Annotated in this window: 15 protein-coding genes and 1 pseudogene; 4 read left to right on the forward strand and 12 right to left on the reverse strand. The window is 60.4% G+C overall.

All coding sequences use genetic code 11. The annotated features are described in order from the left end of the window. Window positions 1-493 precede the first annotated feature (493 nt). The 7 genes from AC1D0I_RS02235 to AC1D0I_RS02265 form a co-directional block, all read right to left on the reverse strand. Complete coding sequence (locus tag AC1D0I_RS02235) at window positions 494-2245, reverse strand: adenylate/guanylate cyclase domain-containing protein (protein ID WP_477392779.1); 1752 nt, start codon at window positions 2243-2245, stop codon at window positions 494-496. Window positions 2246-2820: 575 nt separating this feature from the next. Next, window positions 2821-3456 carry a recombinase family protein gene (locus tag AC1D0I_RS02240; protein ID WP_184873614.1) on the reverse strand — a complete coding sequence of 212 codons (636 nt, stop codon included), beginning with the start codon at window positions 3454-3456 and terminating at the stop codon, window positions 2821-2823. A gap of 78 nt (window positions 3457-3534) precedes the next feature. After that, complete coding sequence (locus tag AC1D0I_RS02245) at window positions 3535-3762, reverse strand: hypothetical protein (RefSeq protein WP_477225552.1); 228 nt, start codon at window positions 3760-3762, stop codon at window positions 3535-3537. Continuing rightward, window positions 3750-4049: a hypothetical protein gene (locus tag AC1D0I_RS02250; protein WP_184873615.1), complete on the reverse strand. Its 300-nt coding sequence runs from the start codon at window positions 4047-4049 to the stop codon at window positions 3750-3752. The genes AC1D0I_RS02245 and AC1D0I_RS02250 overlap by 13 nt, the downstream gene beginning before the upstream one ends. 400 nt (window positions 4050-4449) lie before the next feature. Then, window positions 4450-4980, reverse strand: a complete 531-nt coding sequence (locus tag AC1D0I_RS02255) for a cytochrome b/b6 domain-containing protein (RefSeq protein WP_477392837.1) — start codon at window positions 4978-4980, stop codon at window positions 4450-4452. Between the two features lie 43 nt (window positions 4981-5023). After that, window positions 5024-5302 carry a PepSY domain-containing protein gene (locus AC1D0I_RS02260; protein ID WP_477392781.1) on the reverse strand — a complete coding sequence of 93 codons (279 nt, stop codon included), beginning with the start codon at window positions 5300-5302 and terminating at the stop codon, window positions 5024-5026. A 106-nt stretch (window positions 5303-5408) separates the two neighbouring features. Next, window positions 5409-5600, reverse strand: coding sequence for a hypothetical protein (locus AC1D0I_RS02265; RefSeq protein WP_477224893.1), 192 nt, complete (start codon window positions 5598-5600; stop codon window positions 5409-5411). Between the two features lie 264 nt (window positions 5601-5864). On the opposite strand from AC1D0I_RS02265, the gene AC1D0I_RS02270 reads away from it, so the two are divergent. Next, window positions 5865-6269: an MAPEG family protein gene (locus AC1D0I_RS02270; RefSeq protein WP_477224894.1), complete on the forward strand. Its 405-nt coding sequence runs from the start codon at window positions 5865-5867 to the stop codon at window positions 6267-6269. 289 nt (window positions 6270-6558) lie between these two features. Here the strand turns inward: AC1D0I_RS02270 and AC1D0I_RS02275 are convergent, their stop codons facing one another. The 5 genes and pseudogenes from AC1D0I_RS02275 to AC1D0I_RS02295 form a co-directional block, all read right to left on the reverse strand. After that, on the reverse strand, window positions 6559-7368 hold the full coding sequence (locus AC1D0I_RS02275; protein WP_184873619.1) for a metallophosphoesterase: 810 nt from the start codon (window positions 7366-7368) through the stop codon (window positions 6559-6561). Window positions 7369-7384: 16 nt separating this feature from the next. Further along, the gene (locus AC1D0I_RS02280) at window positions 7385-8344 is read right to left on the reverse strand and encodes a diacylglycerol/lipid kinase family protein (protein WP_477224895.1); all 960 of its coding nucleotides are present in this window, start codon (window positions 8342-8344) and stop codon (window positions 7385-7387) included. Further along, window positions 8308-9063, reverse strand: a complete 756-nt coding sequence (locus tag AC1D0I_RS02285; protein WP_477392783.1) for a phosphatase PAP2 family protein — start codon at window positions 9061-9063, stop codon at window positions 8308-8310. Before AC1D0I_RS02285 ends, AC1D0I_RS02280 begins: the two co-directional genes overlap by 37 nt. A 494-nt stretch (window positions 9064-9557) precedes the next feature. After that, window positions 9558-9755, reverse strand: a pseudogene (locus AC1D0I_RS02290) (hypothetical protein); the annotation flags it as partial. 78 nt (window positions 9756-9833) lie between these two features. Beyond that, window positions 9834-10370, reverse strand: coding sequence for a cytochrome b (locus tag AC1D0I_RS02295; RefSeq protein WP_477224897.1), 537 nt, complete (start codon window positions 10368-10370; stop codon window positions 9834-9836). A gap of 672 nt (window positions 10371-11042) precedes the next feature. Between AC1D0I_RS02295 and AC1D0I_RS02300 the strand changes: the two genes are divergently transcribed. Genes AC1D0I_RS02300 through AC1D0I_RS02310 form a run of 3 tightly spaced genes read left to right on the forward strand, consistent with a single transcriptional unit; the run spans window position 11043 to window position 17325 of the window. Continuing rightward, the gene (locus AC1D0I_RS02300) at window positions 11043-15689 is read left to right on the forward strand and encodes a GAF domain-containing protein (RefSeq protein WP_477392785.1); all 4647 of its coding nucleotides are present in this window, start codon (window positions 11043-11045) and stop codon (window positions 15687-15689) included. Then, the gene (locus AC1D0I_RS02305) at window positions 15686-16075 is read left to right on the forward strand and encodes a response regulator (protein WP_184873622.1); all 390 of its coding nucleotides are present in this window, start codon (window positions 15686-15688) and stop codon (window positions 16073-16075) included. Before AC1D0I_RS02300 ends, AC1D0I_RS02305 begins: the two co-directional genes overlap by 4 nt. Beyond that, a complete protein-coding gene (locus AC1D0I_RS02310; protein WP_184873623.1) occupies window positions 16072-17325 on the forward strand; it encodes a response regulator in 1254 nt (417 codons plus the stop codon). The genes AC1D0I_RS02305 and AC1D0I_RS02310 overlap by 4 nt, the downstream gene beginning before the upstream one ends. Window positions 17326-17342 lie beyond the last annotated feature (17 nt).

Below are 17342 nucleotides of genomic sequence, written 5' to 3' on the forward strand. Positions count from 1 at the left end.
ACCATATGATCCGCTTAGCCGACGTTCTTGAGGGCTGGGCAAATTGAAGTTGACTGGGTGGGCATAGTCTCTGAGGCGGTTGGCAGATGAAGTCGGCCCGGATTGGGATCCGCCAGCGGGTACACTCTCCCTTGTCGGATTTTTTGGTCGTACCTGATGGACGAGTAGAATATCCGGTTCAAAATGTTGGACCTTCGGCCTACGCGTCGTGGTGGCAGAGGTACCGTGGCTGCTTTGCGCCTCATCTCAGTCATTAAAGCTAGCTGTGCCACTGCCTAAAAGCGGACGTTAGTGACGACCTCACTGGAGGTCGCGGGTGCGCCAAAAACGGACTATCAGCCATTCTCCAGCCGAAGCAGCTATCGCCTATGCCAAGGGATCGCCGACTTGGATTGAGATCGAGTAGGTGCTTTGCCGCAGGCATCCCCCACGGTGCGGTCCGTTGAGATCTCGGTGCGTTGCAACTCGCGATCGATACGCCAGCCTGGCAGAGCTATTCCGGCAGCCCAGCCTTTCGTAGACCTTCTGAAAACAGAGCCATATCGGCCGCACGCCTGATTGAAACGACGTCGGCGAGATTGGAAATTCGTTCGCCAGGATCGAGGGCGAGAATTCGGCTCACCACCTTTTGCGCATCCTCGGTCCGGCCAGCGAGAGCATAGCTTGCAGCGGCGAAGCGCAACGACGCCAAAAAATCCGGCTTTTCCCGTAGCGACCTTTCCGCCCAAGATGATGCCTCCTCAAATCGACCAGCCAAGAGATGAGCCATTGCAACCGCATTCAGCATATCGAACATGAACGGGTCGACTGGACTCATGCGTATCGCGGTAGCCAAGCGCTGGAGGGCGGCTTCCGTATCACCGAGGTCCGCTCTGACCCAGCCGCTGAATAGCCACGCGGTAGCCAGGTTCGGATTGAGCGCAAGCGCGCGATCAATAAACGCTGCCCCGCTATTGTAGTCGCCAACGACAAACGCGAGCGCTTCCCCGCCGAGTGAGAGCGCAACCGCGTCATCCCTGCCCAAATCCACTGCCTTCGGAGCCAGGCGTTCTGTTTCGACGGTTTCCTGCTCACGATCGGCCATCCAGCCGTTCGCCTTGCGTATGACGGCACAGAACGCGGCCATGCCGTATGCCGAGGCGAATTCAGGGTCGAGTTCGATGGCTTCGTAAAACAACTGAAGGGCGTTTGCGGTGGATTCCCTGGTCAACTGGTGGAGGCTTGCTATCCCGCGCAGATAGTAGTCGTAGGCGTCAAGGTGCTCGGTCGGCTTGCGCTTGGCTCGCTCGATCTCTGCCTGTTCCAGCTTCGGAGCGATCGCTCCGACGACGCTCCTGGCCACTTCCTCCTGCAGGTCAAAAACCTCCTCCAGCCCGCCGTCGAAACGGTCGGCCCATAGATGTGCTCCCGTTGTCGCGTCGATAAGCTGCCCGGTGATGCGAACCCTGCTCGCCGCTTTGCGCACGCTCCCTTCAAGTACATAGCGCACACCAAGCTCGCGTCCGACCTGCTTAATGTCCACTGCCCGGCCCTTGTAGGTAAAGCTCGAGTTGCGCGCGATGACGAACAGCCAGCGCGTCCGGGACAGCGCGGTGATGATCTCCTCGACCATGCCGTCAGCGAAGTAGCCCTGCTCGGGGTCGCCACTCATGTTGTCGAATGGCAAGACCGCGATGGACGGTTTTTCGGGAAGCCTCAGCGCAACCCTTGTGGAGGATGCCGCAGCGGGTTTCGCTCGACTGACCCGATAGGCGCGCACCGCCTCCACGATGTTGTGGACCTGATGGCTACCGAGGTCGGCGTAGGCATAGTCCAGTTTGCCTTTGACCTGCTCGTAGACGTTGGTCGCGACGCAGACGCCGCCAGGTTCTGCAAGCTTCTCGAGCCGCGCGGCGATGTTCACGCCATCACCGTAGATCGTATCGTCCTGTGCAATAACGTCGCCCAAATTCACGCCCATGCGGAAAGTCATGCGCTTGTCCTCGGGCAAACTTGCATTGTGAGCGGCTAATTCCTCCTGGGCTTCAACCGCACACCGCACCGCATGGACTGCGCTGGCGAATTCGACAAGAAGGCTGTCGCCAGCGGAACCGACGATGCGTCCGTGCGACTCTGTGATCTTGGGCTCGATCACTTCGGCGCGAAGCCTCTTCAGGTGCCCAAGCGTGCCAACCTCGTCGGCTCCCATGAGGCGGCTGTAGCCGACGACGTCGGCAGCAAGGATTGCGGTGAGGCGTCGCTCCATGCTTGTGTCCTGCCTGTTCCGTAGGTCGAAGCTCCGGGCGGTGAGCGTATTCCAGTCCTACCTCCAATGCGAGCGTGCAGTGCCGGCGCCGACAGCGATCAACTCATCACGTCCCTTGGACCATTCCTCACACGGCGTCGTTTATGGCCCGAGGCGGGCTGCCGAAGGGCTCCTTTGGGTCAGGTCAGGACGATGCTGGCGCTGGGCTGAACGTCCGCTATCGTTCTTCGGACGCCAGAAGCCGCCATTCCGCTGTCGGCCCCATTTCGGTCGTTCAGTGATCACGTAGCGACGATCGCTCCCGGCATATTGCCGGCAGCAATTTCAGAACCTTTGTCCGCCGGAGGCAGTGGAGATCACTGTGAGCAAGCCTGCGAGCTGGGATTTTTGTCGGGCAATCAGAATATCGAGACGGAACGCGGCTATTTAAGCCCCGTCGAGTTCGAGGAGAAATCTATGCTAGCTTAACTGCGTGTCCGAAAAACCGGCAGGGCAGTACCGTTCGTCTACGACTCCATAAGCTCTGCCTCTTGGCGTGGTAAGGATGGGCCGAGTGACTTTGCCACCGACCACGCCTAGAGCGCCCACATGGCCAGGGCCTTCTCCGCTCCAATCCGGTCCTCCCTGATTCTGAGGACCGCCTGCCGCGTCAAGCCCGTGACCTTGGCTATGGCTGATGCACCAGCCCCTGTGCCCAGCATTGTAACCACCGTGTCGAATGCCTCACGGTCGTAGCTCGGCTTCCTGCCACGGTACGACCTGGGGTCGGACTTGGCGTCCTCTATACCTGCCTTCTGGGCTTCCTTGGTGGCGACCGCCTGTGCTTCCGCCGTTGCTGCCATGAAGGCTATCAGCGCGTCCCTAACGGCCTGTTGGATGGGGTCCTTGGTCGCTCCGTCGAACACCATGGCATTGATGACCGTCTTGATCACCACACCGTCACGCATGAAAAGCCGGATGCTATCCGACACGTCCCGATAGTCGCGGCCCAGCCGGTCGACCCAGCGCACCACCAGGGTGTCACTAGGGCGGAGGATGTCGAAAAGCCGCTTTCCTTGAGGTCGCTCCGCCAGCTTGGTCGAGATGCCGGACACACCGTGGTCGGCAATCTCTTGATCAATCTTGAAACCTGCTAGCTCGGCCTGCCTGCGTTGATGCTCAAGCGTCTGGTCGGCAGTTGAGACGCGCGCATAAAAGACGGTCTTGGCCACAGGCCGACTCCTATCCGAAAGGGTTGCGTCCGTTGACTAACTTGTCCGTTGATCCAAGTCAGCCCTAACGGACGCTCTTTAGGAACCCATTTCACTTGACACACTATGCGGGTTCTTCGTCCCGATTGTCGGGATGAGGCGACGGCAAGCCGCCCTTCCGCGACGGTCGGTACCCGCCCCCCTTGTCGGCAGGCGGCCGGGCAGGGGTGGTTTGTGGGGCCTCTGCACATAGGTCGCCTCGCCGGGATCGTTTCGGCCGCGAATGTCCTCCGTATGGTAGGTCCACGCGACTTTCAGATCGCCGATGTTTTGCGGAGTGAGCTGGGTAGTACGGTCACCGGCCGCAGTGCGGCCGTAAGCCTGCCATTCGCCATCCGGAACGGTGCTTTTAAGGTCTCGCGTCGCGTGCGATCGTCGGCAAAGGTGCCGGCTACATCGTGCGGCGACTGGAACATGGTGTAGACGCCGGCAAGCACCGCGATTACGAGGGAGGCGGCCAAAAGCCGGCTGGTGCCGTTGTATCGGGCTGAGCCGGTGTCAATTCTGTGAAGTGACCGCACCATCGGCGGTAACAGCAGCAGCACGCCGAGCATAATGAGCAGGCTACCGCGCGCCGAAAGCGCCCACCAGTCGAAGCCAACTCCCCTTTATCGACCAGCACAGCGTCACCAGCAGTGCTACGCCATATAGCGCCAAGCCAGCGGGGGGGCGCGTGAAGGTTAGCGCTGCCGAAACCACCAGCGCCGCGCCCCTTGGTAGAACCACGATCCGCCGAGATGAGCGAGCCAGATGCCGCCCGCTAGCAGCGCCGTCCAACAACAAAGGTCACGAGTGAGAGAATTATCGGATACATGGGTTCACCGCACCTGCCTGTCGCATGCTCCTCCGCGTACCATTAAGGAGCGTCGCCAAAACAACGTGGTTAATGTCCAAGGACCCCGGGCGTCTTTTGCTGTAACCTCATCGAAACTGACACCGGCCTGGTAAAGGTCGTCAGGCTACGTCCGCGGGCTCAGCTTTGCGTTTTCGCCCCGTGATCATGGCCCGTACCAGGTTTTCGCGATGGCGAAAGCTTGCCAGCGCGACGCCGCCTATATGGGAAAGCACCATCACAAGTAAGCCGTGCGCGCTCAGACTGTGCGCGGTCTCGACCCAGGACACGCCGAAATAGGCGTCCGTTGTCATCAGCCATCCGGTCAGCGCGGTCGATCCCATCGCCCCGATCAGCACGATCACCATCGCGCCGCCGGCGGGATTATGGCCGATATAGCGGGCCTCGCGACCGCTCAGCAACGCCGAGAGGTAGCGTAGCACTGTTGCTGGATCACGCACGAATTGCGAGAAGCGCGCATAGTGAGTGCCAAGAACCCCCCACAAGAGCCGCATCGCGACCAGCCCGGCAGTGGCGTAGCCAGCCCAATGGTGAATGTCCTCCGAGGAATGGGAGGTGAGCCAGGCAGTGACGAAGCTGAGCACCAGCGCCCAGTGGAAACTCCGCACGACCCGGTCCCAGACGCGCACCATCTCTGGAGATGCTCGCGCCTCCGTGGCTATCGAAACGTTCGGATCAATTTTCGCCGGCTTCGGCATTGTCGAGCTTTTCAAGGGTCTCGGCATTGTAGGCCAGGTTCACCTTCTTGCCGGCCTTGTCGACCGCGTAGACTTCGTAGCAGCCCTTCTCGACTTTGATCTGGCGGACGTTGAGGCCCTCGCCGGTTAACTGCGCCTCCAGCGTTGCCTTGGGCTTGAACTGCGATTTCGGGGCGGTGCTGCAGCTGCCGCCGGCGGCGAGCGCCGGTCCTGCAATCGTGGCGGCAAGAGCGGCGAGAACGAATGTGCGATACATGATGGCTCCATTCGGGAGGTTGGGCGCGAATGTTGCGCCTGCGGTTGGGATTTCGATCGGTCGTGTCAGACGGCCATTTCACCGTCATTGGTGCGACATAGCCAATTCAACCTGACAACTGGCTGACAGCTGCAAGAGCGACGTTCATGAACGGGATGAGGACCGGATGTACAGCACTTCTGCCGCCGTCCGGAAGGACATCGCCATGATAACCACATCGAGGATAGGTGCGCTCGGGCTTGCTGCCGGCAGTAGAGGCGGGAGAGGTGACGCCGGCTGTGACGATCGACAGCTGCATTTCTCTAACCGTGCGAGGACACCGGATAAACGATGAGGAAACCCTTCCAGAACGGGCAGGCGGCTAATCGGCTAATCGTCACCAACTCGCCATCGACACGGTGACCTCGCCCTGAGCTCGATCTCCTGGCCGTTCCATCTTGAACGTATCGCGGCTCGAAGGTGGGAAGTTAAAGCCAATCTATGGCGACTGGCCTCAAACCCATCTCCCTCGCCGACCTAGAGCAAATCAGCTAAAAGGACCGTGGTACATGGGGGAGAGGCAATGTCTGCAACGGCTTACAGTTTGGTCGGGTTCATTTCATGGACACTGATCTTGCTGATCGTGATGGAAGTGATCCGCACATATCTCGTGGTTTCCCGACGGGTGCCTGCTAATGGGTTTGCGCCTGACAATAGCGGACTCTGCCCCTTCATGGAGAGGTTGGCACGCGCTCATGCCAACTGCATTGAAGGCCTTCCAATCTTTGGCGGCTTGCTCGGCGTTGCAATAATGACATCGAGAACGGCGCTTACCGACCCTCTAGCCTTCGTGCTTTTGGGAGCACGCCTCGTCCAGTCGGTTATCCATCTCGTTTCCACCAGTCAGATTGCAGTGAGTCTGCGGTTCACGGCATTTGCCGTCCAGATGGCAATTGGCGCGTATTGGGCGTGCGCCCTTTTATCGTAGAGGGCGTGAGGATCTTGGGATAGCGAAGGTAGCGACCAACCTTTGCGACCATAGCGGAACCACGGCCAACCATGTCTGCGGGTCGCTGTTCATTGTCTTCCCTCAACTGTCAGCCTAGGTAGTTTTCAGTAGGGACAAAACCGAATTTCGCCACCCCCGGATTCGCGCGATTTTTGTGTCACGGATCAATCGGGAAAACAGCCATCCACGCTCAGCCGCAGTCGTTGGGGCAGCGACTTAACGCGGTGTCTCCCTTGCGGATGAGTAAGACGCTGTTCCTGATCGCCCTTCAAGCAGCTTCCCACCCGCGTGGACCGTGCCGAAAGGAATAACTGGCTGAGATCTCGAACCCGGGCCGCAAAGGCTGCCAGGCTCGACACTCGACGGAGATGCTCGGGTGCTCGATGCGAATGATGTTAAACGAATTTGCAGCGTGGCGACGCCGCGATGAAACCGCCGTTCCCGCTTGAATGAGCAGCGCCGCATAGCCGTCGATGAGGTAACGCCTTGCGCTCGAACCGGTGCGGTGAAGATGCTGGTGGCCAGACAATATGATGTCTACGCCGCTGCGCGAGAAGGCATCCATTGCCAGAGCCGCGCGGCCAACGATGCCTTCGTCGCTTTCCAGATCCAGCCCTTCAAAAGGATGATGAGTGACCACGACCCGGGTAATGTCATCGGACATACGTGAGAATTTCTCTGTCGCAGCCGCGAGCTGGCGGACATTGATCCTGCCATCCTTGATTGTCAGGGATCGTGCCGTGTTGATCCCGACGACAGCGACTTCGCTGTCGGCATAGAACGGTTCGGTGTCCGCCTCGATGTAGCGCCTGTAACGCGACAGAGGCGTCGATGCGCGCGCGAAGACATTCCAGAGCGGCACATCGTGATTGCCGGGCACTACGATGCGGGGACCAGGAATAGAATCAAGGAAGGCTCGCGCCTGCAGGAATTCGGCTTTCCGGGCGCGCTGCGTTAGATCCCCCGATACGACGAGCAAATCAGAGTCGACGGCGCGAACCTCGACCGCGATCGCTTCCACAAGCTGGCTCTCCGTTCTTCCGAAGTGCAAATCCGAGAGGTGGACGAGGGTTCTCACTGAAAGCTCTCCGCTGTCACCTATGGCCCCGGCTTCTGGTCATTTTGGCAGGCGCAAGGACCTGCAAGGCAGCTGGTCGAATCTGAAAGTTCAAGGGCATGTCCATACTGACGGCTTCGCCGTCCAGAGAAACCAGCATGGCGTGGCGATGCGATGTGATTTGGAGTGAGCTTGCCCGATAGGTTTCAAGATCTCGGGTGGCGTCGATCATGCCGAACGCGATTTTGAACGGAAGCAATGCCAGTCCAAGCCAGGACTGCTGCTTGACGACGTAAACGCACAGCTCTTTTGACGACAGGCTGCGGCGACGGCCAAGATCGGCGATGTCGTAAAGATTGTTACCAACAAACACACAGGGCGTCCGCAGTCTTTCGCGGGTGCCCTGAGCAGCGACGTGGACAGCCTGCCACGAGGCGGATCTCAACGTTCTCATGAGGGCGGGTCCGATGGCGGCAAGCTTGCCGAACCCACGGCGCCGCTGCTCGGCTGAACGCTTTGCAACAAAGAAGGGATAGATCCCAATCGATGAGTTGTTGAGAAAGACGCGGCCGTTGACCTCGGCGACATCGACTGCCACAGGCTTGCCTGTCGTGATTGTATCGATCGCCGCTGCGAGGTCGAGAGGCACACCCAAATCCTTGGCAAAGTGGTTCAATGTGCCGAGCGGAAGGACACCGAGCACCAGATCGGTCCCCGCCAGCGCGGAGGCTGCGCTGCTGAGGGTGCCGTCGCCACCGCCCACCACCAATATTGATCCATGGCCGGACTTCGACTTGTTTTCGTCGACGAAGCGCTGAGCCAGCTCTCCAACCTCTCGCCCAACCACCAATCGGACATCCGCCTCGACGCCACGTTCGGCGAACCCATCCCGTACGGCTCTCTCTATGTCACCCTTGTGCGCCGCAGCGCCGGCATTTTTGTTGATGAGGGCCAGGACCTTCAAGTTTCCACCCGCTTCGGCCTTTCCTGAAACCATAACGCGGCTATCCAACACAGGATCGCCCAGCCAGAACCAATGCACCATCCCGCCAGGACATCCGTGGGATAGTGGACCGCGAGATAGACCCGGCTTATTCCAACGGCCACCGTCAGAAACACGGCGATGGACATGAAATACACTTTGAGACGCAGTTCCTGATTTGCGTGTGAAAGGAGAGCGCCCACGGTCAGGAACGCGATCGCCGAAAGCATTGCATGTCCGCTCGGGAAGCTTGCCGTGAATACTCGCGTGACATGAGGGATCTCTGGCCTGGGCCGGTTGAAGCTCAGCTTGAGGATCGTGCCAAGCAGTTCACCGCCAACCACCGCCACCGCCATCCAGATGGCGAGAGCCCGCTTGTGGATCAGAAGAAGAAAGACAACCCCTGCCAGCAACACGAAGCCAAGAAACACCACGCTGCCCACTGAGGTCACATCCCGGGCCGCTTCCTGAAGCCATGGCGGACCGATCGGGTAGGCCGGATCGGCTGCGCGAAGAGCCGACATGATGGCCAGGTCGAACTTGGTCGTGTCACCTTCCAGGACTTCCTCTGCCAGCACCCCGAAGCCGAAAACGAGGCATGCTACAAGCATCGCCGCAACAAGCCTGTTTTTGCCTTGCGCGGACGCACCGCTGATTTGACATGGCGGGCGAGGCTGGTAACTCCCTAGGCGCCGGCGCTCGGTATCTGGGACTGGTTCGCTCAAGCGCAGCACCTCGATCTATAGTCCACAACGGCTTCGTATGAACCAGGTTCCCCAATCATAAATGCGGTCCAGACCCCGGTCCACGCGGTTGGCCGACCGGCTGCATGACGCACCCGGCTAGCTAACCCCTTGCTTGGGGGCGCATGTGTGACGGGAATACCTGCGCAAAGAATTTGAGCAGGTTGACTGTTCCAGCAGTAAAACTGTCTTCCTAGCTCGCCGGGGAGCAATTTCGCTGCCGCTATTGTCTGAATCTCACATATAATCCTCGCCTTCGGTGTCTCTCCAAAGCCCGGAAAATTGCGCCAGCCGACGTATTCGAGGGATGGGCAATTGACAAGCGCACGGCGCCCGAATGGAGTTCTGGATGAGGGACATCGCCTTTCCATGTTGGGACAGTGCCCATCCAGAAGGCATCCACTGCGGGTGAAAACTTCGCCGCATAGAGCGGTTCGGCAGGCGGCGCGGCAAATTTAACTTCTAGCTCCGCCTCACGAACTGGCGCTGGCGGCGAGAACGGCCGCGAACACGATCAGGATGATGGCCGTGCGGATTAAGGTCGCGAAATCGGAATTGATGTTCTCGATGCAAACCTTGGCGAAAATTGCCGTCAGCGCGGCGAAAGTCGGTGATAGCAGCGCCCAGAATTGCCAGAGGAAGCGGCCAGGTTCATTTCGATGACCTCGTGGATGGCGTCCCAAACCTAGATACCTCGAAACGCGAACCACCTGACGCCAAGATCACTGGACCCTGCCCGTGGCGTTAGCGCCCACAAAGGCTCAACCCTTTGGGAGCATTCTCGTCAAAATTGCATCGCGGCGGATGAAATGATGGTACAGCGCAGCCAAGGCATGCAGGCCGACGGCTATCAGAATGCCATTCGCGCACAATGAGTGAAGTTCTCGGATCGTGCGAGCCGTAGTTCGATCAGGTGTAAAGGGAGCCGGGATCGTAAACAGGCCGAAGAAACTCAACTCGTTACCCCTGAACCAGGTCAAAACGATGCCTAGAACAGGGATCGCAATCAACAATGCATACAGGACAAGGTGACCAAACTTGGCCGCCGCCCGCTCTGGCGCCGACATCTCTTCGGGAAGACCGGGGGCTCCTCTCAGGCCGCGCAGGACGACCCGCCAAAGCACCAGGCCAGCCAACAGAAGGCCAAACGAAATATGCAGCCGCCAGAAGGAAGCGACCATAGGATCGCCACGAGGCAACAGGTCCTCGCCGAAGGTCAGTGCGTAGAGCAAAAGGACAAGCACGAAGAGAGACCAGTGAAGAAACTTCTGGGTGGAAGTGTACGCGGGAGATGTCATCCGACGAGGGGCTCCTGTTAAAAAGGATATCCTTCTTCCGTTGGCTTCCCGTCAGACTTGTGGCCGCCAAATTACGGTTTTGTAACGATCTCGCCCCCGGTCCTGCCTTCAACGGTGTCCAGCCGCGCGGGGCTTCAACGGTGCCTCCAATAGGCGCTCGCACTCCCGGCGGGTTCCGGTTCGCTAACTTAGGTGCCCCCGACTTGCCGTCTGCCTGTCCTAAGCCAACAACGGTCAAAGCGGCCAGCACTCCAGCTGGCTGAGTCATAGCGGTGTATGATCGCAATAGCCGGTTGGATTTGGACGACAACCCTGAAAGCCGAACTAGGGCTTGCCGACCACAACTGGCGATCTGCCGTGCGCGCACTCGTTCTATCAGTCACGATGTATGCTTCCGGATGATGATGATGGGGCACCGCGGGGAACACTTGACGACCGACTGGTAGGTCAAGGTGCGAAGAAGCGGGCACTCAGCCTACGACCCCCATCTCGGACGTATTCCCTATCTGCAACAGCTCCCAAAGCCGACGCTCAGGTGCATCACCAAAGCGGCCGAGCTGCGTCACAAACGGACGTTGCAGGTCACCAAACTTGACGCTGGGCTGGCCAAAGCCGACACTCAGCAGAGAAAAAAGGAGCGCCTCAATGGGAGGGCCCGACTCCGACTCTGAGATGACGATCAGCTCGCTTCGATCCGAGTTGACAGCGGCGCGCGAAGAAAATCAGGTACGCACCGCGGAGGTCGCCAATCTCCTTGAACAGCAGAATGCGACGAGTGCGATCCTCAGGGCGATCGCCGCATCGCCGACCGACATCCAACCCGTCCTGCAGGTCGTGGCGGAGAGTGCTGCGCGCTTTTGCGACACCTACGACGCCGGCATTTTCCTAGCGCGAGACGGAACACTATTCCCCAAAGCGCACTACGGACCCATCGCCTTCGACTTCGAACCGATGCCGGTCGCACGCGATTGGGTCTGCGGTCGCGCCTTCGCCGACTGCAAGACTGTGCATGTCAACGACATAGCAGTTGCAGGTGCGGAGTTTCCTGTCAGCCAAACACTTGCCGAAAGGCTTGGCCACCGCACGATGCTCGCAACACCTCTCATGCGTGACACCGAGGCGATCGGCGCGCTCGTCATCAGGCGCATCGAGGTCAAGCCTTTCAGCGAGAAGCAGATCAAGCTGCTCAAGATTTTCGCCGACCAGGCGGTCATCGCCATCGAGAACGTGCGCCTGTTCGACGAGGTGCAGGCGCGCACGCGCGATCTCGGCGAGGCGCTGGAGCAGCAGACCGCGACCGCCGAGGTGCTCAAGGCAATCAGCCGGTCGGCCTTCGATCTCCAACCTGTACTGCAGACGCTGGTCGACTCGGCAATACGCCTGGCCGGGGCGGACATGGGCGCAATCACGTTGCGCGTTGGCGATACGTTGCGGTTCATGGCAGGCGGCGGGCAGGCTGCTGAGCTGCATGCATACGAACGAGCCAACCCACATGTCGTGGGACGAGGGACGTTCCAGGGCCGCGCCGCGCTGGAGGGATTGACGATCCACGTGGCGGACGCGCTTGAAGACCCGGAATACGAAAGGCCGGAAGCGGCAATCATGGGCAGTTTCCGCGGAGTACTTTCTGTTCCGATGAAGCGGGGTCAGGAGACCATCGGCGTATTCGGCTTGGCGCGGCGGACGATCGGGCTATTTTCACCGCGTCAAGTCGAACTGGTCGAGAGCTTCGCCGACCAGGCCGTGATCGCGATCGAGAATGCCCGGCTGATCGAGAAAGTCGAGGGGCACAATCGTGAACTGGCCGAGTCGCTGGATCAGCAGACGGCGACGGCCGAAGTGTTGAAGACGATCAGCAGTTCGGTGTTCGATCTCGATTCCGTGCTGCATACGCTTGTGAAGTCCGCGTCCGACCTCTGTCATTCCGGGATGGGCTACATCTATCTTCGCCAGGGCGACGTGTTGCAGCCGACGGTACAGATCGGATGGAGCCAAGAATTCCAGGACCACATGAATAACCTCCCGGTCACGCCGGGCCGGGGCAGCATCGCCGCCCGTGTTGCCCAGAGCGGGTCCGTAGAGCAGATTACCGACGTTCTCGACGATCCGGAGTATACCAACATCGAAGGCCAGCGGCTCGGCGGCTTCCGCACCCTGCTGGGCGTTCCGCTGATGCGTGACGGCGCCGTGACCGGCGTCTTCGTCCTCGCCCGTTCGTCGGTCTCGCCGTTCAGTACGCGCGAAATCGAACTGGTGCAGACATTTTCGGATCAGGCGGTCATCGCGATCGAGAACGTGCGGCTGTTCGAAGAGGTGGAGTCCCGCAACCGCGACCTAGCCGAGTCGCTGGAACAGCAGATGGCCACCGGCGCAATATTGCAAGTGATCGCCGGGTCTCCTACGGATATTCAGCCTGTGCTGGACGCCGTCGCTGAAAGTGCCGCTCGGCTCTGCGACGCCTATGACGCAACGATCTATCTGCTGCGCTCCGACAGGCTGGCTGTGGGAGCGCATCACGGACCGATTCCGATTGACAGTGCTGGCTTGCCGGTCGCGCGCGACATCGTTACCGGCCGCGCCGTATTGGATCGGGTTCCGGTCCACGTTCACGACTTGACGATCGCTGGAGAGGAGTTTGCAACTGGCCGAATGATGGCTCAACGCCTTGGTTTTCGCGCGATTCTCGCCACTCCGCTGTTGCAGGAAGGAAAAGCAATCGGAGCGCTTATGATCCGGCGCATCGAGGCGCGGCCCTTTAGCGACAGCCAAATTGGCCTTCTCAAAACTTTCGCCAACCAGGCTGTCATCGCAATCGGCAATGTGAGGCTCTTCGAGGAGGTGCAGGCTCGCACCGCCGAGCTTGGCGAAGCATTACAGCAGCAGACCGCGACCGCGGATGTGCTCAAGGTCATAAGCCGCTCCGCATTCGACCTGCAGAGCGTCCTGCAGACACTTATCGATTCTGCTGTGAGGCTCTGCGGTGCGAAAACGTCTGGCATCTTTATGCGGGACGGCGATGTCTTCCGACTTGCGGCAGGCTACGACCAAACCCCGGAGTATCGCGCGTATGAAGAGGCGAATCCGAGTCCGATGAGCCGACAATCCTGGGTCGGCCGAACAGCACTCGACAAGGCAGTCGTCCATATTCCGGATGTTACCAAGGACACCGAACATGGCCTTCCCGAAGCTCCGCGACTCGGAGGTTATTCGGCTGTGCTCTGTGTACCGCTCATGCGCGAAGGATCGGTAATTGGCGTCTTCGCAATGACGCGGCCCGAACCCGGGCCCTTCACCGAGAGCCAGATCGAACTTGTCCAGACCTTTGCCGATCAGGCGGTGATCGCCATCGAGAATGTGCGCCTGTTTGAAGAGGTACAGGCACGCACGGCGGAACTGAGCGAGTCACTGCAGCAGCAAACGGCGACTGCGGATGTGCTGAAGGCGATCAGCCGCTCGACGTTCGACCTACGGGCAGTGCTCGACGCTCTAGCCGAATCGGTGACCCGGCTGTGCGAGGCGGACAACGCCTCGATCGTGCGTGAGACGGACGGCAAATTCGTCGAGGCTGCAAGTTACGGCTATCCGGCCGAGCTCGAGGAATATTTCAGCGGCTTTGTGCACGTCCCGGGGCGAGGCACCGGGGTCGGCCGAGTCCTGCTCGAAGGCAATGCCGTCCAGATTCCGGACGTGCTGGCTGACGCCGACTACACGCTGTGGGAAGGACAGCGGCTCGGCGGATACCGCACAGTGCTGGCCGTGCCGCTGCTGCGCGAGGGGGTTCCAATCGGCGTTTTCTCACTCACCCGCTCGACGGTGCGGCCCTTCACCGAAAGGCAGATCGAACTCGTAGAAACCTTTGCCGACCAGGCAGTGATCGCCATCGAAAATGTCCGTCTGTTCGACGAGGTACAGGCCCGCACGGCGGAATTGAGCGAATCGCTGCAGCTGCAGACGGCAACGGCGGATGTTCTGAAGGCGATCAGCCGTTCCACATTCGACCTGCAGCCGGTTCTCGACACGCTGGCAGAATCAGCGGCCAAGCTGTGCGACGCGGACACGAGCGTCATCTTCAAGCGTGAAGGCGATCTTTACCGGTGGTCGGCCGAGTACGGCAATTTGCCTGAAGCCGCGACTTTCGCCAAAGCCAATCCCTTCGCCGCCAGTCGCGACAGCGTCACCGGACGGGTGGCCCTCGAAGCCCGCGCCGTCCACGTTTCGGACGTCCTCGCCGACCCGGACTACGGGGCAACGCAGCTTCAGAAGCTCGGCGGCTACCGTACCATTCTATGCGTTCCGATCTTGCGCGAAGGCGCGCCGGTCGGCGTGTTCGCGCTGACGCGGTCACAGGTGCGGGACTTCACGCCGAGGCAGATCGAGCTCGTCGAGACGTTTGCCGACCAGTCCGGCATAGCGATCGAGAACGTCCGGCTGTTCGACGAGGTGCAGGCGCGTACCCGCGAATTGTCACGCTCGCTCGAAGATCTGAGGACCGCGCAGGACCGCCTCGTGCAAACGGAGAAGCTCGCCTCACTCGGCCAGTTGACCGCCGGTATCGCCCACGAGATCAAGAACCCGCTCAACTTCGTCAACAACTTCTCAACGCTCTCCGGCGAACTCATCGATGATTTGAACAGTGTGCTGGCCGGAGCGCCTTTGGAGGCATCCGTGCGCGAAGAGGTAGGCGAGCTGACAGCCATTCTCAAGAGCAATCTCGACAAGGTGGTCCAGCACGGCAAGCGGGCCGATTCCATTGTCAGGAACATGCTGCTGCATTCGCGCGCAGGTTCAGGAGAGCATCGTGCGATTGACATCAATGCCATCGTGGAGGAGAGCCTGAACCTTGCCTATCACGGGGCGCGCGCCGAAAAGCCGGGATTCAACGTCACGCTGACGCGGAATTTCGACCCGCAGGCGGGGGATGTCGATCTCTACCCGCAGGAGATCACGCGGGTGCTTCTCAACCTCATCTCCAACGGCTTTTATGCAACAGCCAAGCGCAGCGCCGCGGCGAATGGCGCGGGCTATGAGCCGACGCTCTCCGCCACCACCATGAGTCTCGGCGACCGTGTCGAAATCAGGATCCGCGACAACGGCACCGGCATTCCGCCGGAGGTGAAGGAGAAGATGTTCAATCCATTCTTCACGACCAAGCCAGCCGGCGAGGGTACCGGGCTCGGCCTGTCGCTCAGCCACGACATCATCGTCAAACAGCATGCTGGCACGATCGACGTCATCAGCCAGCCAGGCGAGTTCACCGAGTTTCGGATTGTGCTGCCGCGCGCTGCGGCCTCGCTCGCAAAATCGGGAGGTGAAGAATGAACCTCCTCATCCTGGTCGTCGACGACGAGCCCGACGTCGAGCCGCTGTTTCGCCAGCAGTTCCGCCGCGACATCCGAGCCAGCCGCTTCACCATGGAGTTCGCGCAATCGGCGGTGGATGCGTTGGAGCAGATAGACCACGCCGAAGGGGTGACACTGATCCTGGTGCTGTCCGACATCAACATGCCCGGCATGAGCGGGCTCGAGCTGCTGCCGAAGATCAAGGTGCAGCGGCCGGACGTCCCGGTCATCATGATCACCGCCTATGGCGACGCCGAAACCAAGCGCAAGGTCTTGGAGAACGGCGCCGAAGCGCTGCTGACCAAGCCGATCGACTTTGCGGCGCTCAGGCAACAGATCGAAACACGGCTGGGAATGGTGGCGTGACGGCGCGCATCCTTGTGGTCGACGACGAGCCGGACCTTGAGGTCTTGATCGTCCAGAAGTTCCGGCGTCAGATCCGCGACGGCGCGGTCATTTTCCTGTTTGCCAGCGATGGTGTGGACGCCCTGTCCGTCATCGACGGCAACAGCGACATCGACATGGTGCTGTGCGACATCAACATGCCCCGTATGGACGGCCTGTCGCTGCTGGAGAAGCTGCAGCAGGCCGAGGGGCAGCAGCTTTCGACGGTCATCGTCTCCGCTTACGGTGACATGGCCAACATCCGCACTGCGATGAACCGCGGCGCCTTCGACTTCATCACCAAGCCGATCGACTTTGCCGACTTGGAGACCACGATTGCCAAGACCTTGAAGCATCGCGAGGTGCTGCACGAGGCGCATCGGCGGCAAGCGGTCGCGGAGCGCGCGCATGCATCGCTGTCGCGCTACTTCTCGCCCAATCTTGCCGAGCGGCTGGCCGGCGACGCCGACGGGTTGGCGCTAGCCGGGCAGTGGCGCGAGGTCGCCTCGCTGTTCACCGACATTACCAGCTTCACCACGCTGGTGGAAACGATCGACCCCGCCACGCTAGGCGCGCTCCTCAACGACTATTTGGCCGGCATGACCGACGTCGTGTTCGCGCATGAAGGTACCGTCGCCAAGATCGTCGGCGATGCACTACATGTGCTCTTCGGCGCTCCTGGCGAGCAGCAGGACCATGCGGCGCGCGCGGTTGCCTGCGCGCTCGAGCTCGACGCGCTGTCGCAATCGTTCCGCGATAGCTGGCGCGACAAGGGCGTCGCGGTCGGTACGACCCGCATCGGCGTCCATGCAGGTCCGGCGCTGGTCGGAAATTTCGGCGGAGGCCGCTTCTTCGACTACACGGCCTATGGCGACACTATCAATATCGCGGCGCGGCTGGAAAGCGCCAACAAGCAGCTGGGCACGCGTATCTGCGTCAGCGGGAGCGCGGCTGCAAGGGTCGACGGCTTCCGCGGACGGCCGGTCGGCGATCTGATACTGCGCGGCAGGGCCGAGGCGCTGCGCGCGTTCGAGCCTTTGTCGTCAAAACAGTATGATGATCCTTCGACGGCGAGCTATCTCGAAGCCTTCGGCAGATTGGAGGCGGGCGATGCAAACGCGGTTACGGCTTTCGCCGCGCAGATCGGCAAATGTCCGGACGACCAGCTCGCCAGCTTCCATCTCAAGCGGCTGCTCAACGGCGCCAAGGGAACGCGGATCAGCCTCGACTGATGTGGTCAGCTACCAAG

The sequence above is a fragment of the Mesorhizobium sp. P2_D1 genome (assembly GCF_056404455.1).